Raw genomic sequence first — 20,884 nt, forward strand, 5'->3', positions numbered from 1 at the left:
CTCTGTCACCCAGCGCATCGCCGTGCGGCCTTGACTCCCCCTCCGCCTTGGGCCAGAGGCGCCACCGTTTGCGAAGACCTTCACCGGTCCGCACTGGTCCGTCCCCCGCGCCGAGTCCTGTCGAAGGGCGCTTGTGGATTTCTCTGGCAGGTGAGGGACTGTAACCATGGCCAACGTCACCGTCATCGGCGCCCAGTGGGGCGATGAAGGCAAGGGCAAGATTGTCGACTGGCTGGCCAGCCGGGCCGACGCCGTGGTGCGCTTTCAGGGCGGGCACAATGCGGGGCACACGCTGGTCGTCGGCGATCAGGTCTACAAGCTCAGCCTTTTGCCATCGGGCATCGTCACCGGCACGCTGTCGATCATCGGCAACGGCGTGGTGCTCGATCCGTGGCACCTGCGGGACGAGATCGCGAAGCTCGAAGGGCAGGGCGTGGTGATCAACACCAGCAACTTCGCCATTGCCGATAACTGCCCGCTGATCCTGCCGATTCACCGCGACCTTGATGGCCTGCGCGAAACCGCTGCGGGATCGGGCAAGATCGGCACCACTGGACGCGGCATTGGCCCGGCCTATGAAGACAAGGTCGGCCGCCGGGCGATCCGCGTGTGCGATCTCGCGCATCTTGACGATCTGGAATCGCAGTTTGACCGACTTTGCGCGCACCACGATGCGCTGCGCGCCGGGTTCGGCCAGCCGCCGGTCGACCGGGCAAAGCTGATCGCTGATCTCAAGGAAATTGCCCCGTCCGTGCTGCAGTTCGCCGAACCGGTGTGGAAGCGGCTGAACACGGTGAAAAAGGCCGGCGCGCGCATCCTGTTCGAAGGCGCGCAGGGCGTGCTGCTCGATGTCGATCACGGCACCTATCCGTTTGTCACCTCGTCAAACACGGTGAGCGGCACGGCGGCATCGGGCTCGGGCCTAGGCCCCAGCGCCACCGGCTTCGTGCTCGGCATCGTCAAGGCCTATACCACGCGCGTTGGCGCCGGGCCGTTCCCGACCGAGCTGGAAGACGCCGTTGGCCAGCGGCTGGGTGAGCGCGGCCATGAATTCGGCACGGTCACCGGGCGCAAGCGTCGTTGTGGCTGGTTCGATGCCGTGCTGGTGCGCCAGTCCTGCGCGATCTCGGGCGTCACCGGCATCGCGCTGACCAAGGTTGACGTGCTGGACGGGATGGAGACGGTGAAGATCTGCACCGGTTATCGCCTGAATGGAAAGGTGCTCGACTACTTCCCCAGCCACGCCGCCGATCAGGCCAATGTCGAGCCGATCTACGAGGAAATGGACGGCTGGAGCGGCACCACGGCCGGCGCGCGGTCATGGGCCGACCTGCCGGCGCAGGCGGTGAAGTACATCCAGCGCGTGCAGGAACTGATCGAAACGCCGGTGGCGCTGGTCAGCACTTCGCCGCAGCGTGAGGACACGATCCTGGTCCGCGATCCGTTTGCGGATTGAGATCAGAGCAAGAACATTCTTGACACGGCCTGCGTTTGTTCTACTCCTGTTCATATCGAGCAGGAGTCGGAACCATGTCGCAGGCCCCCTTCGCGCATAGTGCGCCAGCCCATCTTGAGCAGGCCTTTGCCGCCAATGATGCCGGCGCGGCGCTGAGCCTCGCGGTCTTTGCTGATCGGCCGCATGTGCTCGCACAATTGCGCGAAGATGCGGTCAACGCCGGCTATCATGTCACCTCGGCGCAAGGCATTGCGGCACTGGTGGGCGGTGACGCGCATCCGCTGGGCGAAGTGATTGTCTTCGATTGCCCTGTCGCCGATGCCCAGACGCTGGCCGTCCTCGCCCGGCTCGACATGCGGGTTCACCAGTCCGGCGCCCAACTGATTGTTTCGACATCGATGGAGGCGCTGGACTCCGTGTTCGGCTGTATCGACCAGTCCGGCGCGCAATTGCTGGTGGATGCGGGGCGGACCGATTTCGTCATTGCGCTTGGCCGGGTTCGGGCGCTTTCGCCGAGCCACGGCGTGCGCGAACTTGCCGAGGCGGACCGTTTCGCGCTGATGCGGCTGACCCAGCAGGTGGAGGCCATCGCCCAGCGGCTCGAAGGGCTCCAACAGGGCGGAGATTCTGCGCTGCGCTCGCCGGCTCTTGCCTGGGCCGGATCTTCGGAAAGCGAGACGGCGCTGCTTCGCTCTGCCCGGCCGGCGCTTCCTCATGCGCCGATGGTCCGCTCGATCCTGCGCCAGCGGCAACAGCGTGCGCGCTATTTCGGGGCCGACCTGTTTTCCGATCCGGCCTGGGACATGCTGCTCGATCTCACCGCCGCGCGCGGCGAAAACAAGCGCGTGTCGGTGACCTCGCTGTGCATCGCGGCCTGCGTGCCGCCGTCCACCGCGCTGCGCTGGATCAGCCAGATGATCACCTGCGGACTCTTCGTGCGGGTCGAGGACGTGAGCGACCGCCGCCGCGCCTTCATCGAACTGACCGAAGCCGCCGCCGACGCCATGGCGCGCTTCTTTACCGCGATTGACGATGGGCCCGCCCGACCGATCTGATTGCACCTTTTTTCCAGCTGCCCGCCGTCTCCCACCCCTCACTCCGGGGGACGGCATCGGGGGAGGAACGTCCCCCTCCTGCGCCAGCCCCGCAGGCCTGTTCCTCCCCCTTTTTCTTGCCTGACATGCAGAACGCGGCTTAGGTCCTCGCCATGGCAACCCCCTCCGCTCTCTTCGTCTGTTTGGGCAACATCTGCCGCTCGCCGCTGGCCGAAGCCGCCTTGCGCAAAGCAGCACGGGAGGCCGGGCTGGATATCGAGATCGACTCCGCCGGAACCGGCAACTGGCACTCGGGCGAGCCGCCAGACAGCCGGGCCATCGCCACCGCCGCGCGGCACGGTGAGGACATCACCGGATACCGCGCCCGCCAGGTCCGCCCCGCCGACTTCACGCGCTTCACCAAGATCATCGCTGCCGACCACCAGAACCTTGCACACCTGCAAGCGATGCAGCCGGCCAATGCGACCGCGGAACTGGCGCTGGTGCTCGATCTCGTCGCAGGGCGTGAGGGGCAGTCACTGACCGATCCCTATTTCGGCGATGCTGCCGGATTCGAGGAGACATGGTCTGATGTCCTTGCCGCTGCCCGCGCTCTGGTAGACCAAATCGCCAATCAGCGCTGACCAACCAGCACTCAGGCCCAAAGCAGGATTGCGGTTCCGGTGATCCACGAAGCCCACATCGCCCCCGCCAGTGCTGCCATCAGCAGGTTGTCACGCCGTACCGCCTGCCCGCGCTGCAATTCCTGCAAAGCGCGCTCAAAAGTCTCACGCGCTTGCGCCATCTCATAGGCGCTCACCGCGTGTCCCTGCTGCACGCGCTCCATCACGCGGCGGGCGCGTTCAAGGGCAAGCGGGAGCGGTTCATGGTCCATCGCGGCCCTCTCTAACCAAAATTTGTGCAGATGCCCCAGAAAAGCGCACTACAGCACAAACCAATCGTGTGTTTTCAATAGATCGCGGACAAAAGGCGGGGAAAGCGAGCCGCCCAACTGCCCGGCCAGCGCAAACAGCCCTACGCCCTCAGCCCTTTTTCCGCACTACGCACCGGAAACCAATGGGGTTCGTGGCGGAGTCGATCATTTCGGTATGCCGCGCGACGGGGCGATAGCGCTGGCAATAGTTTTCCGCGCAGAGGTGCGATCCGCCCTTGAGCACCATGCGGCCGATCCTGACCTGCGGCCGATCCTGACCTGCGGCTGGGCCGGATCAAAGCTGGCAGGCAATTTGCCGCCTCTGGGTTTGTCGAGCGTGCAGCAGGCATCGCCGCGCATCTTGGCCAGGGTCTGCGGGCGCTCGCTCCGCCAATCGGCGGTCCATTCCCAGGTATCGGCGATCATGTCGAACAGCCCATAGCCGTTCAGCGGGAAGCTGCGAACTGGCGAGGTGCGCTCCCAACCGTCAGGTCTGGTGTTGGAAAACGGGAACGGCCCCTGCCAGTAATTGGCCATCATCTGTCTGCCGGGGGCCAGTTCGTCGCCCCAGGCATAGTCGCTGCCTTCCAGCCCGCCGCGCGCCACATATTCGAACTCCGCCTCGGTGGGCAGGGCCTTGGCCGCCCAATCGGCATAGGCCTCGGCATCGCTCCATGCGACCAGCACGACCGGATGGTCCTTGGGGTCAGGCGCTGTTTCGGCCAGCGTATTTGAAGACCGCTTCTGCCTCTCTTAACCCGGTTGACGCGCCGCCAAAAACCTCTCAATAGCGCGGCTTACCGGTGCATGGGCGCTTAGCTCAGTTGGTAGAGCATCTCGTTTACACCGAGAGGGTCGGCGGTTCGAGCCCGTCAGCGCCCACCATGCACCGGCCTCATACCGTGTAGTTGAGGCCCAGCCGCCCGCCATCGCAATAGATTGTCTGGCCGGTGATGTAGCTCGATTGCTCACCGGCGAGGAATACCGCGACATCGGCGACCTCTTCGGGCTCGCCAGCGCGGCCGAGGGGCGTGCGGCTCATCACGCGCTTCACCGCGGCTTCGTCGTTAAGGAACGCCTTGCCCATTTCGGTGAGGATCGTGCCCGGCCCGATCGCATTGACGCGGATACCACGCGGGGCGAGGCTGAGCGAGGTGACCGTGGTCAGCTGGCTGATGCCGCCCTTGGAAATCACGTAGGGAATTTGCGTCGGAATCGCGAGCACGGCATTGACCGAGCTCATGTTGATCACCGATCCCCCGCGCTCCATCAGCCGCGCCGCGGCTTGCGTGGCGAAGACCATCGACTTGAGGTTAATGCCCATGACGCGGTCATAGGCTTCCTCGGTCAGGTCATCGAGCTCAGCGGCGTGAGTGACACCTGCATTGTTGACCAGAATGTCGAGCGCGCCCCATTCGTCTTTGGCACGGTCGAAGAGCCGGCCGATTTCGCTGACGCTTGAAACATCGCAAGTGAAGGCGATCTGGTTGATTTCTTCAGCGAGCTTTTCCACGCCCGGGCCGTCGATGTCGGCCAGGATCACCTTCGCACCCTCAGCCGCAAAGCGCCGGGCGATGGCCGCGCCAATGCCACTCGCCGCGCCGGTGACGACCGCTCGCTTGCCCGCCAACACACCCATCAGTCGCGCGCCAGCAGCAGCGCGGCGGCGAGCGGACCGCCGCCCGATGTCGCCACGGCCACCTTCGGATCACCGGGGATCTGGCGTGCGCCGGCATCCCCGCGCAATTGCAGCGCCGCTTCATAGGCAAAGCCGAAACCGTGGAGCCGTCCTGCGCCCAGCTGTCCGCCGGCAGTATTGAGTGGCAGTTCGCCGTCGCGCGCGATCCGCGTGCCGCCGTCGATGAATTCATGCCCCGCGCCAATGTCGCAGAACCCCAGCGCTTCCAGCCAAGAAATCGGGAAGAAGGCGAAGCCATCGTAAAACTGGACGGTGCCAACGTCCCTGGGCTTGTAGTCGGTCTGCGCCCACAGGTCGGGACCGGTGGCGTAGCTTGCCATGTAGTCCGGCTGGTCCCACGAATAGCGGTGCACCGATCCCGCGCTGGCGGCGACGCGGATCGGGGTGGTCTTGACCTCGTCGAGCGCATCGCCGGCCGAGAGGATCAGCACGGTCGAGGCATCGCTGAACCGGTCGCAATCATAGAGGCAGAACGGCGTCGTGATCAGCCGCGCCTCCATATACTCGTCAAGCGTCAGCGGCTTCTTGGTGATCGCCCGCGCATTCGGATTGTCCAGTGCGTTGCGGTTGGCGTTGAGCGCGATCTGCGCGAGCTGCTCGCGGGTCATGCCGTTGCGCTTCATCTGGCGCATGGCATAGTGCGCCACCCAGCAGGCCGCCGAAATCGCGAAGTATGGCGCGGTCCATTGCGAGCTGCCTTCGACGAATTCGCGGCGGACTGGCGGGAATTCCTCTGGCCGCGACATGGCGGCGGCTTCATAGACCGTGCGGAAGCAGATCACGTGGCGCGCGTGGCCATTGCGGATGGCGTCGGCGGCTTCGGCAATGGCGGAAAGCTGGGCGGGAATCTCGCCGCCGCCCATGTGCCAGCGCGCCTTGATGCCGCAGGTTTCGATCACTTCATCGACGCCGATCGGCGAAAAGCCGAGGAAGCCGGCCATGCGCCCCGGATAGGTAGCAACCCCGTCGATCTGGTCAAAGGTCAGTCCGGCATCGGCCATGGCTGCCTTGATTGCATCCATCGTGATGCCCATTGGCGAACGGGCCAGCCGCACGCCGACTTCGCTCTGGCCAATGCCGGTGATGTAGGCTTCGTGCTTCAGCGCCATGGCTCAGGCCTCCTTCTCGAAAAGGGGGAACCAGATGCCGTCCTGTTCCTCGAATGTGACACGGACGCGGTCGTCAAAGTCGACCTCGTCGACCGGCGAGCCGACCACATTGGTCGTCAGGACCACGCCCGGCGCGCCATCCAGCTTCACGCGGGCGATGACGAAGGGCACCGGCAGGCCGGGCATCCACGGCTGGTGATTGACCGTCAGCGTATCGATCACGCCGGTGCCGGGAACGGCCTGCGGCGACACATTCTCGCTCTGGCAGTGCCGGCAGAATTCGCGCGGCGGATGCGTCCATTCCCCGCAATCACCGCAATGCGCGATGTAGAGTTTGCCCTCTGCGCCGCCGGTCCAGAACGGGCGGTTGATCGCATCGAGGCGCGGGCGCGGGCGTTTTGGAGCGGGCGGTGCGGCCTTGGTTTCGGTCATTGTGAATCCTGCAAATTAGAGCTTCGATCCGCTCATGAAGGCGGGGTCGATCGCACCGGTGAAGACGCCGGTAGCAAAGCCTTGGTCGGTGTAAAGGAATGTGCCGGTGATGGCAGCGTTCAATGGACTGCCCAGCAACACGAGCGGCCAGGCCTGATCCTCTGCCGTCGCCATGCGCCCGAGCGAGGGGTAGGGCCACTTGTCAAGGAAGCCGTCGGGCAGTGCGGTCTCCTGCACGTCCATGAAGGCGGTGCGGGTGGGGCAGGGTCCGATGCAGTTCAGCCGGATGCGGCGTTCCAGCCCGAGCTTCACCGCCGCATTTGCGGTCCACACGACCAGCATTTCCTTTGACGTGGTGTACCCGTCGCGCAGGCGGTTTTCAGGATCGGCCTCGACCCATGCGATTGCCTCGTCCGGATCGGAAATGGCGAGCATTTGCATGGACTGGCCGAGGTTCTTCATCCAGCCCATCGCCGCGTCCGACGATATCAGCGCGATGCTGGCACCGTCTGCCAGCGCGGGCTCCAGGCTTTCGACAAACAGCCGGGTGCCGACATAGTTGACCCGCATGCAATAGAGCGGCCCCTTCACCATCGGCGGCAGGCCGGCGCAGGGGAACAGGAAGTGGATCGGGGCGAGGGCCTTTAGCTGTTCGGCGGCGGCACGCACGGCATCGAAATCGGACAGGTCGAGCGGGGTATAGCTTTCGCAAGGTACTTTGGGCTCGGCAATGTCGACGATGTGCACCTTCGCGCCAAGTTCGCCGAGGATGCGCGCGACCTGCTCGCCCATGCCCGATGCGCCGCCGGTGACGACGCAGGTCTTGCCGCGATAGCCCAAGCCATCAAGTTGGAGTCCGTCGAGTTGCATGCTCACTTGCCTTGTTCCTGCTTGTCGTAATCCTCGAACCCCAGCAGCATCGCCCGCTTGGCCGTCGCCGCCTTGGGGAAGCCGCAATAGGGAAATGCGGTGTAGAATATTTCCTCGATCTCGGTGCGGGTCAGGCCGTTCCGCAGGCCCATCCGCGTGTGATAACGGATCTCGTCCGCGGCGCCTTGGGCGATCAGCATGCCGAGCACGGTGCAGGACCGCATCTTGCGCGCCAGACCCTCTCGCGCCCAGACCGAACCGAAGGTCCATTCCATCGTCCAGCGCGATTGTTCCGAGCCGAAGGCGGTGCCTTCCTCATAAATGCGGCGGGTGCCTTCGGCCATTTCCTCGCCGTAGATCTCGGCGAACAGGGCGAGGCCCCTTGCTTCGGCGTCGCTCATGGCTTGCATCCCTTCAGCACAACACGTGCACCTTCGTTTCGTTGTTGGCGCCGCGCAGCAGGTCCATTGTTTGCGGCAGGGCGATCAGCGGCACTTCGCTGGTGATGATGGTCTTGGGGTCAACGTGGCCCTTGTCCATCTCGCGGGCGATGTGGAGGAATTCGTCCATGCCGTAGCCGACGAGGAACTGCATGGTGACGCATTTGTAGGCGGCCAGCGCGGGCATGAAGGGATCGGGTTTCGTGCAGAATCCGAGGCTGACAACCTTGCCGTAGGTCTTGGCGTGCTGGATCGACTTGGACAGCATCCCCTCCGCGCCGACGCATTCGAAGACGATATCTGCCGGGCCGCCAAGCGCTTCGATGGTCTCCCCGACCTCGTTCGCGCCGAAGGGGACGAAGGCGTCCGCTCCCATGGCAAGGCACATGTCGCGGCGGCGTTCGGATCGGGAGAGGGCAACGATCTTCGATGCGCCCATGCGCCTCGCCCAGTAGATTGCGTAAAGCGCTACAGTCCCGCCGCCGAGCACGACCACCCGGTCGCCTGCGCGGATGACTGACTGGCGCAGGCCGTAGAGGCTCACCGCGAGCGGTTCGATCAGCGCGCCGTCAGCCAGCGACAACACGTCAGGCAGCGGCACGGCGAGGTTCGCGGCGAAGCGGACATATTCGGCAAAACCCTGCGCGGCGCTCGGCGCTTCGCGGCACATGACGTGGTTATGGCCGGCGCAGCCGGCGCAATGCCCGCAGGCACCAGAGGGATTTACCGCCAGTTTCTGCCCCAGCCGCAATCCTTCGACCCCTTTGCCCAGCGCAACAATTTCGCCGGCATATTCGTGGCCGAACTGGCCCTGCCCGAAGTCGAATAGCTCGCCCTTGGTCATCGACAAGTCGGTGCCGCACAGACCGCAGCGATGGACGCGGATGACCACCTCGCCCGCGCCGGGGACGGGATCGGGCAGGTCCTCGATGGTGATTGGCCCGCCCTTGCCGGCATAGATCGCAGCCTTCATGCGCGCTTCTCCAGCAGGTCGAAGCGTTCGACGTAATCGCCAAATACCTCGCGAACGAGGCCGGCGGACAGGCCGAAGTCTTCCAGCGAATAGCGGTGCGGGCCATGCGCCAGTTCGGGCTTTTCCTCGATCCGCACGGCCATTCCGGCGCGGACTTCATCGCCAAGGGTGAGCCCGGCAAAGGCGTAGATCTGCTCGACCGTGCCGATCGGATTGCGGTGGAAATCGCTGTGGATCACGTCGAGCACTTGTCCGGCATGCGCCTGCCGCACCGGCTCCGCACGCCGGATGGCGCGCGCCCATTTCTCGGTCTCGGCAAGGCCCATCTGCCATGCACGTTCCTCGATCCGGCCTTCCTCGAACAGCGCATGGTTGCCGATCAGCAGCGCGCAGAGCGAGGGGATCGCCTTGGCCGGATCGCGGTGCGTCTGGATGACTTTCGCGTCGGGGAACTGCGCAAACAGCGCATCGAGGTTTTCGATATGGCCGGGGTTCTTGAGCAGCCAGCGTTTGCCATTACCTTCGGAATCAACTTCGTTGCTGCCGACCAGCCGCAGCACGCGCTCGAAATGGGCGTAGCAATGCGCCTCGCTTTGCTCACGCCGCCACAGGTCATAGCTTTGCGCCGACCAGCCGCAGGTGAACAGGTTGGAGACGAAACCCTGCCGCAGGATCAGGCAGCACTCATCGACTTCCTCGGCGGCCATGGCATGGGCCGCGAGTGCGGCGGGCTTTTCGCGGTGGCGGGCTTCCAGTTCGGCGACCGAGCGCTGGAAGCGGGGATTGGCCTCCCACGTATCGAGCGGTGGGCGCGGCTGGGGGGCGCCGGTGATCCAGGTCTGCAGGCCTTGGAACTGCGGATCGACCGCGAGCAGCTTGTGCAGCGCGGTCGTCCCGGTGCGCGGCACGCCGGTGATGATGATCGGCGCGGTGATGGCGTGGGCGTCCCAACCGGGCGTCTGCGCCATGGCGCGCACCGCATGACCGCGCGCGGCGAGGACCGAGGCGAGCCCCATCCAGCCGCGCCGCCGTCCCTCCTCGCTCCAGCGCGGATCGTAGTCCATCGAATGGAGCAATACCTCCAGCCCGCGCCGGTAATCGCCCGCGCCGAAATCAGCCCAGCCCTCGATCAGCGTTGCCGCCGCTTCGTGCAATTGCGCCTCGCTGCCAGCAAAGCGCGGGGGAGGGGAATGCGGATCAGTCATCGGTGTCGATCATACCCTTGATCTGCGGCCCGCCGCCGACGATCAGCGTTTCGCCGGTGATGTAGCTGGCGCTGGAGGACGCCATGAACAGCACCGCCTGCGCGACTTCCTCGGGCTCGCCGGGGCGGCGCAGGGGGAACGCAGCGCAGGCCTTTGTGGCGTCAAATCCGGCCTTGGCCCAGTTGGCCTTGGCGAGCGGCGTGGCGATCATCCCGGCGGCGACTGCATTCACCCTGATGCCCTTCGGACCCCACTCGGCAGCGGCGACGCGAGTCAGCATCTGCAACCCAGCCTTGGCCGCCGAATAGGCCCCGCAGCCCATCGTTCCGTTGTTTCCGGCGAGCGAGGAGATGTTGACCACGGCGGCGTGGCCCGTCTCTGCCGCCGCTGCCTTGAGGTGCGGGTAAGCTGCCTGCGAACAGAAGAACGCGCTGTCGAGATTAAGCGACAGGTCCTGCCGCCATGTCTCAAGGCTGGCATTGCGGAGCGCCGCATGACGCGCGCCGCCAGCGTTGTTGATCAGCACGTCGAGCCGCCCGAAATGGCCGGCGACGGCTGCGATCAGGGATTGGCACTGTTCGATGTCGCGCACGTCGGCGGCGTGATAGAATACCTCCGCGCCGGTTGCCTCGCGCAACGTCGCTGCGGCTGCTTCGAGCCGGTCGATCTTGCGCCCGGCGATGGCCAACTTTGCGCCTGCGCGGGCAAATTCGGTGGCGGTCGCGAGGCCAATGCCTGAACCGCCGCCCGTAACCAGCACGACCTTGCCGGTGAAATCGAATGTCGCGGCCATTGTCCTAGTTCCTTGCCACGGAGTTGAAGAAATCGATCCCTGCCGGTTCGGGCATGATGTATTCGAGGTAATGCCCCAGTTCGGGCACGTCGACGAAGCAGCTGGTGATGAAGCCGGCGTTCACGCTTTTGTGCGGCATGGTGAAGCCGGCGCGCGCGGTTTCGGCCTCCAGCGCCTGCCATTCGGCCTCGTCAGCGATCAGGTAGCCGAGGTGGTGATGCTTCATCGCGAACCCGTCACCCGCCGGCAACCGGTCCATGATGATGCCAGAGCCGGGGCCGGTCGCCGTGATCAGCTCGTACATCATGGTGCCCACCCACGCGAGCAACACCTGCGTTTCACCGCCTTGCGGGTTGGGTCCGCCGATAGGTGTCCAGTCGCGGACTCCCAGCCGCTCCGCCATCAGCGCACGAGCCTGATCCAGATCATTCGTCGCCCATGCCATCTGGAAGTGCTCGGCGCGCAGCAGTCCGTTTCCGGCGCCGAAGGCAGAGCCCGGGCGATGCAGCAGTGGCGGCCTATCAGGCATGGCTCTCCCTTTCAGTTGCCCTTATTGGATCATGACGCTCTGCCAGATGGCAACCGGCAAAGCAGAAATTGCGACAGGGCTGTCGCATGGCATCGCCCCGGCGTGTGCAGCCCGCCTTGCCTTGCCACGACGGCGGGGAAATAACGCGAAGGCCTCAGAACGGCGGGAGAGACCATTGGCCGCACGCGACATCCTTGACCTCAGCGGACGCGCCGCCCTCGTCACCGGCAGCGGGCAGGGCGCGGGCCGCGGCATTGCGCTGGCGCTCGCCGATCATGGCGCAGCCGTGGCGGTGAATGACTTCGTGCTGGACCGTGCCGAGGCCGTGGCTGAAGAAATCCGCTCCGCCGGGGGCAAGGCAGTCGCTGTTCAGGCAGACGTTTCCGACTATGCCTCGGTCAAAGCGGCGTTTGACAAGGCCAGCGCCGAACTTGGCACGATCACCCTGCTGGTCAACAACGCAGGCATGGCCGGGCCGAGCGACAAGATGGGCCGCTCGCCCGAATTCTGGCAGGCCGATCCCGCCGAATGGCTGCGCTTTTTCGGCACCAATCTCTACGGCGTGATGAACTGCTGCCATGTTGCGCTGCCAGCAATGGTCGAGGCGGGCAAAGGCGGGCGTATCGTCACCATTGTCTCCGATTCCGGGCGGCTCGGCGAACAGCGACTGGCTGCCTATGCCGCTGCCAAGGCCGGAGCCGCTGGGTTCGTGCGCTCGATCGCTAAGGAAACGGGGCGCTATGGCATCACCAGCAATGCGGTTTCACTCTCCACGCTGACCCCGCCGATGGGCGAGGAACAGCTCGCCGAATTTCTCGAGACGCCGATGTCGAAGGCGCAGCTCTCGCAATATGTCATCCGCCGTTACGGCACCGCTGACGATGTCGCGGCCATGGTGCTGTTTCTCTGTTCCGATGCCGCCAGCTGGATCACCGGCCAGACCTATCCGGTCAACGGCGGCTACTCTTTCACGATCTAGGAAATGCCCATGGAAGTCGAAACGATCATCGCCAATGCCCGCGCCGCCACCGGCCTTGAGGACCTGGGCGATCCCTCGCAACTTGAAGGCCTGCCAGTGCTGGTCAAGGCCTCGAACGAGGAGGCGCGGCTTTCCGAACGCGGTGCGGCGATGTGGGAGCAATCGATCACCAGCTACCTGTCCAACCGCATGAAGGTGGTGGACTATGCCAAGCAGCACCCTGAACTGCTCGAAGTGTCGATCGACAAGCCGACTTTCGTTTTCGGCCTGCCGCGCACCGGCACGACGATGACGATCAACCTGCTTTCCGCCGATCCGGCGCGGCGCTGCTATCGCCGGTTCGAAGCGCTCGATGCGATGCCGCCCGCGGCTCCCGACTACAAGTCCGATCCGCGCTATCTTGCCGAACTGGCCAAGGGCGAGATGGCGATGAAGTACATGCCGCAGATCGCCGCGATCCACTGGGAGGACGCCGATTCACCCAGCGAGGACCAGTATGCGATGGCGCAGTCGTTCTGCTCGCAGATCTATGATTCGCAGGTCAACATCCCGAGCTACCGCGAATGGTTCTTCGGTGCAGATTATGTGCCGGCCTTCCGCTTCCAGAAGCAGATCCTGCAGCTTTTGCAGCAGAACGTGGGCGGCAAGTGGACGCTCAAGAACCCGTGGCACCCGCTCTTCCTCGATGCGCTGACCACCGTCTATCCCGACGCCGAACTGGTGATGACGCACCGTGATCCGGTCGAGGTGGTCGGCTCGGCCTGCTCACTGCTGAAGGCGGTGCGGCCGATCTATACCGAGGACATGAAGCTGGGCGAGATTGCAGAGTGCCTGCTGCAGACTTTCGATCACATGATCGCCCGCCAGAACGCCTTCCGCGACAAGCACGGCGAGCAGGCCATATTCGACATCCAGTACGCCGCCCAGATCGCCGACCCGCTTGGCACGATGCGTGCGCTATATGACCGGTTCGGGACGGAGTTCACCGCTGATGCGCAGGCCGGGATGCAGGCGATGATGGATTACAATCCGCAGAACAAGCACGGCAAGCACAGCTACACGCTTGAGGAATTCGGGCTTTCGGCCAAGTGGGTACGCGATCATTTCAAGGACTATACCGACCGCTTTTCCATCCCCGTGAAGGACGTCTGACCATGGATCTTTCCAGCGCCAATCACGCCTTCATCACCGGTGGAGCCAGCGGCATTGGGCTGGGTATTGCCGATGTGCTGGTGAAGCGCGGCGTGCGCGTGACCATTGCCGACATCAACGCCGACGCGCTGGCCGAAGTGCTGGCGACGCGCGGCAATTCCCTGCGCGGCGTGCTGCTCGACGTGCGCGACCGGGATCAGTGGCAGGCGGCCAAGGCGAAGGCCGAGGAAGTGTTTGGGCCGGTCGACCTGCTGGTGAACAATGCCGGGATTGCGCCAGATGGTATGGAACTCGCCGATTCAGTGCCTGAAAGCTTCGAGCGGATTTTCGGCATCAACTTCTACGGCGTCTACAACGGGATCGTCACGTTCGGCGCGGGGATCCGTGCGCTGGGGCACGGCCACATCCTCAACGTCGCCTCAATGGCTGGCCTGTCGAGCGAGCGGGCGACGACCGGGGCCTATTCGGCGAGCAAATATGCCGTCGTTTCGCTGAGCGAGACGCTGCGGGTTGAAATGGCGCCGCACGGCGTCGGGGTGTCGCTCATGTGCCCGGGCCTGGTGATGACCAACCTGCCGGAGAACACCGCAAAAATCGGCGGTAATCTGCGCCCCGGCGGCAAGATGCCCGGCGGGCTCGATGCCGGGGTTGCGGGCGAAATGGCCGTGCGCGGGATCGAGCGGGGGCAGTTCTATATCCTGACCTCATTCGACCGCGACGAACCGATCCGCCGCCGCTTCGAGGAGCAGCTCGCCGCCTTTGCCGCTGGACCCGATCCCGACCTTGCGGGGTAAATCCGGAGCCTAACACCGCCCAGCCGATTTTCCCGCGGGTTCTGCGTGGTGCCCGCCCTTGCCGGTTGCGCCGGGAAATCCGCGCTATACAACCGGTCAGCAAGGCATAAGCCACACCTCCGGGAGAATTTCAGATGGCCGAAATCAGGCAGGTTCTGTTGAAGATCACCGAACCGGACCGCATTCCATCCCAGCGGTACTACGACGAGGATTTCTACAAGGCCGAGGTCGAGCACCTCTGGCCGCACGTCTGGCAGATGGCCTGCCGGCTTGAGCTGATTCCCGAAGTGGGCGACTGGATCGAATATTCGAACCTCGGCAAGTCGGTCATCGTCGTGCGCACCAAGGACGGGGTGAAGGCCTATCACAACGCCTGCCGCCACCGCGGCGTCCCGCTCAACGATGGCCAGACCCACGGCAACTGCAAGGGCAAGGGCTTCATCTGCCCGTTTCACGGCTGGCGCTGGAACATGGAGGGTGAGAACACCTTCGTCTATGGCCGCCACCTGTTCGAGGAACGCCAGCTGGATCAGGCCGATCTGGCGCTGAAGCCCTGCCGGGTTGAACTGGCGGGCGGCTGCGCCTTCATCAACCACGATGACGATGCCCCTTCGCTGTCCGAGAGCCTTGGCCCGGTGATGAAGGCGCTCGATGCCCACGGGATGCAGAACCTGCGCTCCGAATGGTGGTACGGCACGGTGCTGCCGGCCAACTGGAAGGTCGCGATGGAGGCCTTCATGGAAGGCTACCACGTGATGCGCACGCACCCCCAGCTGCAGCGCACCGCGCCCGCGCTCTACAATTCGATGTACGGTTTCGACACCGGGGGTATTGGCCTGCCGATCAACCCGGACATGAGCGTGCGTGACAATATCGTCAGCCAGATGGAACACCTCGAACTGCTCAGCGAAGGCATGGCCGGCATGGTCGACAAGCGCGAGATCGAGATTGCCCGGCCGTTGGTTGATGCCCCCTTTCCCGAAGATCCCGCGCAGGCGGTGATGATGTTCTTCGGCATGATCAACGATCAGGTCCACAAACAGCTGAGCGCCAAGGGCGTGCCGGTCCCCGATCTCAACGCCGCGGCGGTGAACGATCCGGTCAACGCGGTGGAATTCCTGTTCCCGCACTACTTCCTGCTGCCGATGTTCTCGGCCATGTCGTCCTATCGCATCCGTCCGCTGGGACCGGAATCCTGCCTGTTCGAGCTGTGGGCGCTGGCTCCCTTCGCACCGGGTGAGGAACCGGCGGTGCCGCAGGAAATGACCATGCTGCCTTACGACAGCCAGGAATTCCCGCCGATCCCGCGGCAGGACTATTCGAACATCCCGATCCAGCAGCTCGGCATGCATGCCAGCGGCTTTGATTTCATGCGGCTGAGCTATGACAAGGAAGGCCTGATCAGCAATTACCAGCGGATCATCGATGGCTATCTGGCGGGGGCCGACCCGCACAAGCTGGCGGCGGCGATCACGACGCTGAAGGGCAATTTCGACGGCAAGTTCTTCGACTACGACTTCTGATCGAACTTCGGGCGCCGGCTGCTCAGGTCAGCAGCTTGCGCCCGGTTTTCTCGACCGCGCCCTGAACCAGCGGTTCGATGAAGGACAGCGCCGGAGGCAGATCGATATGGCAGACCACCTGCGCATCCTCGATATCGATTTTTGCGCCGACCTGCTGGCCCATCGCCGTGATGACGAGGTCCATGTGATCCTCGCTCGGCCATGACGGCTCGACTTGCGCCATGCCGCCGGGGATGAAGCCAGCGAGTTCACCAACGCGGGCGTGCATCCGTCGGCGGACTTCCTCGCGGCCAAGGCCATGCGGAATGGCAACGCGCATTAGGGCCTCGGCAGAGCGGGGGTATCCTCGCCCTCGACTCCCGCGCCATATTTGTAATCGAGGTAGCGCGTCTTGATCGCCAGGTCGTCAAGCGCACCACTGGCCAGCTGGCGAGTGACGGAGTCAATCTCGCCGCTGATCAGGCCGAGGCTCTCGGCAAGCTGCTTGTCCGGGCTGGAGCCGGCGCGGTCTTCCTGCCGCAACTGCGCCGGAATCTTGCGATAATCCTGCACAACGCCGGGCAAATGTTCGCCCACCAGCTTGCGCACCTGAACCGCCGCCGGATGGGTCTGGTCGATTTCCTGCAATTGCTTGCCCAGCGCATCAAGCTGCAGTCCGATGGTATCGACCAGCTGCACGGCAGGCGCGGGCAAGGCGGGGCGCTGCGCCTCAAGCCAGAGTTCGGTGCGGCCGACAAGCGCCTTAACGTCGCCCTTGTTGAGATCGCCCAGCGTCGGCACCTTCATCTTCGGATAACGCGCGAACACGCCAAAGGCGACGAAGCTGGCGATGATTGTCAGGATGATGCCGGTCCAGCCGATGCCGTCGATCACGAGCCCGGCGACAATCGCGGCGAACCATACGGCGAGCACGGCCATGCCCATGCGGCCCAGCTTGCGCAGCAGATGCTGGCGCTTCAGCGCGGCCGATTGCCGGCCGATTGAGCCAGCGCGGCGTCCACCCGCGCGCTGGTGGTCGAGCGACTGGCGGGCGCCGGCAAGGATGCGGTCCGATTCCTGCGATGGGCTGGCCAAGTTCTCAGCCCTCCAGGCTCAGCACGCTGGGGCCTTCGACGGACTTCGATGCCTGCGCGGCGCCTTCGGCCCGGGCGATGTAGCCCTTCGACTTCTCGACTTCGGCGGTCAGCGTGGTGACGGTCTGCTTCATCGATTCCAGCGCCTTCACCTTGAAGGTATCGATGTTGTCCATCGTTTCATAGATGTTCTGGAAGGCACGCTGCAGCGTTTCCATCGGGATGGTCGAGCTGGCGGCCTGTTCGTGGATCTTGGCGGTCTGCTCTTTCAGCAGGGTGCCGGTTGAATCGATGATGTTGGCGGTGGTCTCGTTCAGCGCGGTGATCTGCTGCAGGACGAGGCGCTGGTTGGTCATCGCCTGTGCGACCGTAACCGCGGTGCGCAGCGCGCCGACAGTGGTGGTGCTGGCGCGGTCGACGCCCTTGACCAGTTCCACGTTGTTCTTCTTGACGAGATCAAGCGCGAGGTAGCCCTGCACGGTCACCGCCATCTGGGTCAGCAGGTCCTGCGTGCGCTGGCGAGTGTAGAACAGCGCCGATTCGCGGACCGCCTTGGCCTTGGCCGGATCGGTATGGTCGAGATCGTTCGCGGCCTCTTCCAGCTTGCTGTCGAGCGTTCGGGCGATGAGGATCATCTGTTCCAGATTGCCCATCGCCTCCCACAGCTTGTGTCGCTCCACGTCGATCGCGGCATTGTCCATCAGCAGTTCGTCCTTGCCCGACGAAAGGTGGCCCAGCACCGACTGGATGTGCGTCTGCGCCGACTGGTACGAATTGAAGTAGCGCTTCATCGAATTGCCGAAGGGAATGATGCCAAGGATCTTGCGGCCCGTGGACAGCTTGCCGTTCTTGCCTGGGTCGAGTTCCTCCACCGTCTTGCGCAGTTCGGCAAGGTTCGCGCCGACGCCCGAATCCTTGTCCATCGCGCGGACCGGACGATCAAGAAAACGGTTCGCCATGCCGGCGGCGGCGGCGATTTCCTTGCGGCCCATGGAGGTCAGCTGGTCGATACGCTTGCCGAATTCCGGGCTGTTGGCGTCCTGCGCGATCAGGTCGGCAACGAACGTCTCGGCCTTTTCCTCAAGCGCGGACTTCTTTTCGGCGGTTACCGGGACCAAGCCCGCCGCCTTTTCCGGCGCGACCACGGGGACGGGATCGGGCGGGGTCAGCTCGAGGACCGGTTCGGCAGTGGCAGTCGGCTTGGTGGCCATGTCAGTCGGAATCCCTTGCAAGGTTTGCGATGCCAACATGGGTCGATCATCGCGGCAGTTCAAGCTGTATTATGCAAACAAGACACGCAGCGCAAGCGGATCGCCGGAAACTCCGCCCGCTTGCCTTGGCGGCACAGTCGGTTAGCATTGGCGCAATGCGCTGGTATTACATTCTCCCGATCTCGCTTCTGGCCGCCCCGTTGCAGGCCGCCCCGCCCACGATCGACGCGTTTTCGGCGGACGCTTCGGCGCGGCTTGAGCAAGCCCTGCCGGGCCGCGAAGTGCGGCGCGATACGGTCGATCCGCTCAAGCTTGTGGTTTTGAAAAAGGGCAAGGAGAGCGAGTTCACGATCTTCTTCGACCGCATCTGGCGTTTTTGTCAGCAGGCAAGCGAGGAAGACTGCACCGCCGCCCGCGCCGATTTCATCGCCAAGACCCTTGCCCCGCGTGACAAGCCGACGGCGCGTTCGCTGCGCTATGTCGTGCGCGGTAAGGATTATGTCGCGGCGATCGCGGAGGTGGGGCGGAAGCGGAAGGGCGAAAAGCTGGCCTTTGTCCGCCCGATTGGCGGTGACCTGTTCAAGGTGCTGGTGGCGGATTCGAAGGATTCGGTATCGATGGTCGGCAGCGCCACGCTCAAGGAACTTGGCCTCAGCGAGGAAGACGCCTGGCTCATCGCCGAGCCGCAGACCCGCAGCCTGCTGCCGAAGGTGCCTGATTCCGCCGCCGTCGCCAAGCAGTGGACCGGCTTTCAGGGGCCTCAGTACATGGGCTCGATGCTGGGCCTGACCGAAGACTGGGCGTGGTTGGCCGAGAAGGCGGGGCCGAACCTGTTCGTCACCGCGGCGACGGACCAGCTGGTGATTGTCGGGCTATCGCCGCCGGGACCGGACTTCGAAAAGCTGGTCAAGGCGGTGCAGGAAGATTGCAATGCGGCGGAGCGCTGCATTTCACCGCACGTCTACCGGTTTCGCGACGGCAAGTGGATCGTCGCAGACCAGGGGGCGTCGCTCTAGGCCAAGCTGGCCCTAACTTCCGAACCAGCGCTCCAGCCGGCTGCGCGGGCGCGGCGGCGGGCTCGCCCCGGCAACCTTGAGCAGGTAATTTGCCAGCACAGTCGCCTGCTGCGCGGTCATCACGACATGGCTGGTCTCGACACGGCTGGCGCCCTCCATCGTCTGCAGGTGCAGGATCAGCCGGTCGTCGAAGGCCGCATGCTTCCAGCCGACGAGGACATCGTACCTGTCGCGGTCGATCGATCTTGTGCCTGTTCCGGCCATTTCCCTCTCCCTCGCACAAAGATTACACCTGCAAAGCATCGCCGCCAAGATGCCGCCCCGCTTTATCACGCGCCATTCCTGCCCTAGCGTCGAGTCCAAAGGGAGACGATGAAGCATGGCAACCGGGGCACTCAGTGCGCGCGAGGAATGGTCGAAGGGCTGGAGCGTGGTCTTCGCCGCGTCGGTCGGCTTTTCGCTGTTCTCGGTCATGCTGTCAGCGGCGGGCATCTTCATGCAGCCGCTGGGCCAGGAATTCGGCTGGAGCCGAACCACGCTGTCCGCCGGACTTGCCGTGGCAACCTTTGTCACCGCAATATTGTCGCCGTTTTTCGGTATCCTGATCGACAAATACGGATCGCGCCGGCTGGCCTTGCCGGGGATCGTGCTGACGACGCTGGGCATGGCGAGTTTCGGGCTGATGTCGGGATCGACCGAGATGTGGATCGGGCTGTGGATCGTGTTCGGCATGATCCTTGTCACGGTGAAAAGCACGGTCTGGTCAGCCGCTGTCGCGCACCGCTTTACTCATTCGCGGGGTCTGGCGCTGGGGCTGGTGATCGCCGGAACCGCGGTTTCGCAAGGGGTCGTGCCCATGCTGGGCAACTGGCTGATCGAAAATTACGGCTGGCGTCAGGCCTATGTCTGGCTGGCCTTCGGCTGGGGTTCGATGACCTTTGTCATCTGCTATTTCCTGTTCAAGGACGGCTACGCCAAACCCGGCTCGCAGACGGCTGACGAGATGCGCGAAACCGCCGAGATCAAGGCGGCGGTGCCCGGCCTGACCGTGAAGCAGGCATTTCGCAGCCCGGCGCTGTGGATGATCCTGATTTCGTCGTTCATTGTCATGGCGGTCACGCAGGGCTTCTCCGTCCACCTGTTCCCGATCCTGACCGAAAGCGGCATTTCGCGCGGACATGCGGCGCAGTTGATGATCGTGTCCGCAGTGGCGGCGGTGATCGGCAAGCTGGCGACCGGCTGGATGCTCGACCGGTTCCGCCCGAACTGGGTTGGCGGCCTGACCTTGGCCGCCTGCGCGCTAGCCTTCGCGCCGCTGATGGAAGGTGCGCGTTCGATGCCGCTGGTGATCTTCGCGCTGGTCGTGAACGGTTACGCTATCGGCACCAAGACCAACATCACGCTGTTCTTCGCCGCCGAATATGGCGGGATGCGCAACTTCGGCAAGATCTATGGCACGATCTCGGCGATCATCACCTTTGCCACCGCGCTGGGGCCGCTGATTGCCGGACGGCTTTATGACACCTCGGGCAGCTACGACAGCTTCCTGATGCTCGGCGTGATCGGCTGCGTCATCGGCGGGCTGATGCTCATCGTCCTGCCAAGCGCGCCGCGCTGGAAGGCGCAGGAAGACGCGTTGGCCGAAGAATTCGCCTGAACGTT

Annotated in this window: 23 protein-coding genes, 1 tRNA gene and 1 pseudogene; 10 read left to right on the forward strand and 15 right to left on the reverse strand. The window is 64.3% G+C overall.

Annotated elements, in window-relative coordinates:
* Nucleotides 1-166: 166 nt before the first annotated feature.
* From RMO89_RS03085 to RMO89_RS03095, 3 genes are all read left to right on the forward strand, one after another.
* Nucleotides 167-1,456 (forward strand): adenylosuccinate synthase, encoded by a 1,290-nt coding sequence (locus RMO89_RS03085; protein ID WP_310531154.1) that lies wholly within the window; start codon nt 167-169, stop codon nt 1,454-1,456.
* 74 nt (nt 1,457-1,530) lie between these two features.
* Nucleotides 1,531-2,511, forward strand: coding sequence for a MarR family transcriptional regulator (locus RMO89_RS03090; protein ID WP_310531155.1), 981 nt, complete (start codon nt 1,531-1,533; stop codon nt 2,509-2,511).
* A 152-nt stretch (nt 2,512-2,663) separates the two neighbouring features.
* On the forward strand, nt 2,664-3,134 hold the full coding sequence (locus RMO89_RS03095; protein ID WP_310531156.1) for a low molecular weight protein-tyrosine-phosphatase: 471 nt from the start codon (nt 2,664-2,666) through the stop codon (nt 3,132-3,134).
* A gap of 11 nt (nt 3,135-3,145) precedes the next feature.
* On the opposite strand, the gene RMO89_RS03100 is transcribed toward RMO89_RS03095, so the two are convergent.
* Nucleotides 3,146-3,385, reverse strand: coding sequence for a hypothetical protein (locus RMO89_RS03100; RefSeq protein WP_310531157.1), 240 nt, complete (start codon nt 3,383-3,385; stop codon nt 3,146-3,148).
* Nucleotides 3,386-3,533: 148 nt separating this feature from the next.
* Nucleotides 3,534-4,123, reverse strand: a pseudogene (locus RMO89_RS03105) (SUMF1/EgtB/PvdO family nonheme iron enzyme); the annotation flags it as partial.
* Between the two features lie 110 nt (nt 4,124-4,233).
* On the opposite strand from RMO89_RS03105, the gene RMO89_RS03110 reads away from it, so the two are divergent.
* Nucleotides 4,234-4,309, forward strand: a tRNA-Val gene (locus tag RMO89_RS03110).
* 10 nt (nt 4,310-4,319) lie between these two features.
* Here the strand turns inward: RMO89_RS03110 and RMO89_RS03115 are convergent.
* Genes RMO89_RS03115 through RMO89_RS03155 form a run of 9 tightly spaced genes read right to left on the reverse strand, consistent with a single transcriptional unit; the run spans nt 4,320 to nt 11,474 of the window.
* Nucleotides 4,320-5,063 (reverse strand): SDR family oxidoreductase, encoded by a 744-nt coding sequence (locus RMO89_RS03115; protein WP_310531158.1) that lies wholly within the window; start codon nt 5,061-5,063, stop codon nt 4,320-4,322.
* Nucleotides 5,063-6,232, reverse strand: coding sequence for a thiolase family protein (locus RMO89_RS03120; RefSeq protein ID WP_310531159.1), 1,170 nt, complete (start codon nt 6,230-6,232; stop codon nt 5,063-5,065). The genes RMO89_RS03115 and RMO89_RS03120 overlap by 1 nt, the downstream gene beginning before the upstream one ends.
* Nucleotides 6,233-6,235: 3 nt before the next feature.
* Nucleotides 6,236-6,664 (reverse strand): OB-fold domain-containing protein, encoded by a 429-nt coding sequence (locus RMO89_RS03125; RefSeq protein ID WP_310531160.1) that lies wholly within the window; start codon nt 6,662-6,664, stop codon nt 6,236-6,238.
* Between the two features lie 15 nt (nt 6,665-6,679).
* Nucleotides 6,680-7,534, reverse strand: a complete 855-nt coding sequence (locus RMO89_RS03130) for an SDR family oxidoreductase (protein ID WP_310531200.1) — start codon at nt 7,532-7,534, stop codon at nt 6,680-6,682.
* Nucleotides 7,535-7,536: 2 nt separating this feature from the next.
* Entirely contained in the window at nt 7,537-7,935 is a 399-nt protein-coding gene (locus tag RMO89_RS03135; protein ID WP_310531161.1) for a carboxymuconolactone decarboxylase family protein, read from the reverse strand.
* A gap of 13 nt (nt 7,936-7,948) precedes the next feature.
* Complete coding sequence (locus RMO89_RS03140; RefSeq protein ID WP_310531162.1) at nt 7,949-8,947, reverse strand: alcohol dehydrogenase catalytic domain-containing protein; 999 nt, start codon at nt 8,945-8,947, stop codon at nt 7,949-7,951.
* Nucleotides 8,944-10,152: a sulfotransferase gene (locus tag RMO89_RS03145; protein WP_310531163.1), complete on the reverse strand. Its 1,209-nt coding sequence runs from the start codon at nt 10,150-10,152 to the stop codon at nt 8,944-8,946. The genes RMO89_RS03140 and RMO89_RS03145 overlap by 4 nt, the downstream gene beginning before the upstream one ends.
* Nucleotides 10,145-10,945, reverse strand: a complete 801-nt coding sequence (locus RMO89_RS03150; protein WP_310531164.1) for an SDR family oxidoreductase — start codon at nt 10,943-10,945, stop codon at nt 10,145-10,147. The genes RMO89_RS03145 and RMO89_RS03150 overlap by 8 nt, the downstream gene beginning before the upstream one ends.
* A 4-nt stretch (nt 10,946-10,949) precedes the next feature.
* Nucleotides 10,950-11,474 carry a hypothetical protein gene (locus RMO89_RS03155; protein WP_310531165.1) on the reverse strand — a complete coding sequence of 175 codons (525 nt, stop codon included), beginning with the start codon at nt 11,472-11,474 and terminating at the stop codon, nt 10,950-10,952.
* 175 nt (nt 11,475-11,649) lie between these two features.
* On the opposite strand from RMO89_RS03155, the gene RMO89_RS03160 reads away from it, so the two are divergent.
* The 4 genes from RMO89_RS03160 (at nt 11,650) to RMO89_RS03175 (ending at nt 15,922) form a co-directional block, all read left to right on the forward strand.
* Nucleotides 11,650-12,453: an SDR family NAD(P)-dependent oxidoreductase gene (locus RMO89_RS03160; protein WP_310531166.1), complete on the forward strand. Its 804-nt coding sequence runs from the start codon at nt 11,650-11,652 to the stop codon at nt 12,451-12,453.
* A 9-nt stretch (nt 12,454-12,462) separates the two neighbouring features.
* Nucleotides 12,463-13,605: a sulfotransferase gene (locus tag RMO89_RS03165; RefSeq protein WP_310531168.1), complete on the forward strand. Its 1,143-nt coding sequence runs from the start codon at nt 12,463-12,465 to the stop codon at nt 13,603-13,605.
* Between the two features lie 2 nt (nt 13,606-13,607).
* The gene (locus RMO89_RS03170; protein WP_310531169.1) at nt 13,608-14,399 is read left to right on the forward strand and encodes an SDR family oxidoreductase; all 792 of its coding nucleotides are present in this window, start codon (nt 13,608-13,610) and stop codon (nt 14,397-14,399) included.
* Between the two features lie 134 nt (nt 14,400-14,533).
* Nucleotides 14,534-15,922: an aromatic ring-hydroxylating dioxygenase subunit alpha gene (locus tag RMO89_RS03175; protein ID WP_310531170.1), complete on the forward strand. Its 1,389-nt coding sequence runs from the start codon at nt 14,534-14,536 to the stop codon at nt 15,920-15,922.
* A gap of 22 nt (nt 15,923-15,944) precedes the next feature.
* Here RMO89_RS03175 and RMO89_RS03180 read toward each other — a convergent pair whose 3' ends face one another.
* The 3 genes from RMO89_RS03180 to RMO89_RS03190 are packed head-to-tail and all read right to left on the reverse strand — an operon-like array spanning nt 15,945 to nt 18,206.
* On the reverse strand, nt 15,945-16,241 hold the full coding sequence (locus RMO89_RS03180; RefSeq protein ID WP_310531171.1) for a polyhydroxyalkanoic acid system family protein: 297 nt from the start codon (nt 16,239-16,241) through the stop codon (nt 15,945-15,947).
* Nucleotides 16,241-16,996, reverse strand: coding sequence for a hypothetical protein (locus RMO89_RS03185; protein WP_310531172.1), 756 nt, complete (start codon nt 16,994-16,996; stop codon nt 16,241-16,243). Before RMO89_RS03185 ends, RMO89_RS03180 begins: the two co-directional genes overlap by 1 nt.
* A 4-nt stretch (nt 16,997-17,000) precedes the next feature.
* Nucleotides 17,001-18,206, reverse strand: a complete 1,206-nt coding sequence (locus RMO89_RS03190) for a toxic anion resistance protein (RefSeq protein ID WP_310531173.1) — start codon at nt 18,204-18,206, stop codon at nt 17,001-17,003.
* Between the two features lie 155 nt (nt 18,207-18,361).
* Between RMO89_RS03190 and RMO89_RS03195 the strand changes: the two genes are divergently transcribed.
* A complete protein-coding gene (locus RMO89_RS03195; protein ID WP_310531174.1) occupies nt 18,362-19,222 on the forward strand; it encodes a hypothetical protein in 861 nt (286 codons plus the stop codon).
* A 12-nt stretch (nt 19,223-19,234) separates the two neighbouring features.
* On the opposite strand, the gene RMO89_RS03200 is transcribed toward RMO89_RS03195, so the two are convergent.
* On the reverse strand, nt 19,235-19,486 hold the full coding sequence (locus RMO89_RS03200) for a hypothetical protein (RefSeq protein WP_310531175.1): 252 nt from the start codon (nt 19,484-19,486) through the stop codon (nt 19,235-19,237).
* A 115-nt stretch (nt 19,487-19,601) separates the two neighbouring features.
* Between RMO89_RS03200 and RMO89_RS03205 the strand changes: the two genes are divergently transcribed.
* On the forward strand, nt 19,602-20,879 hold the full coding sequence (locus RMO89_RS03205) for an MFS transporter (RefSeq protein WP_310531176.1): 1,278 nt from the start codon (nt 19,602-19,604) through the stop codon (nt 20,877-20,879).
* Nucleotides 20,880-20,884 lie beyond the last annotated feature (5 nt).

The sequence above is a fragment of the Novosphingobium sp. genome (genome assembly GCF_031424035.1).
GTDB lineage: Bacteria > Pseudomonadota > Alphaproteobacteria > Sphingomonadales > Sphingomonadaceae > Novosphingobium.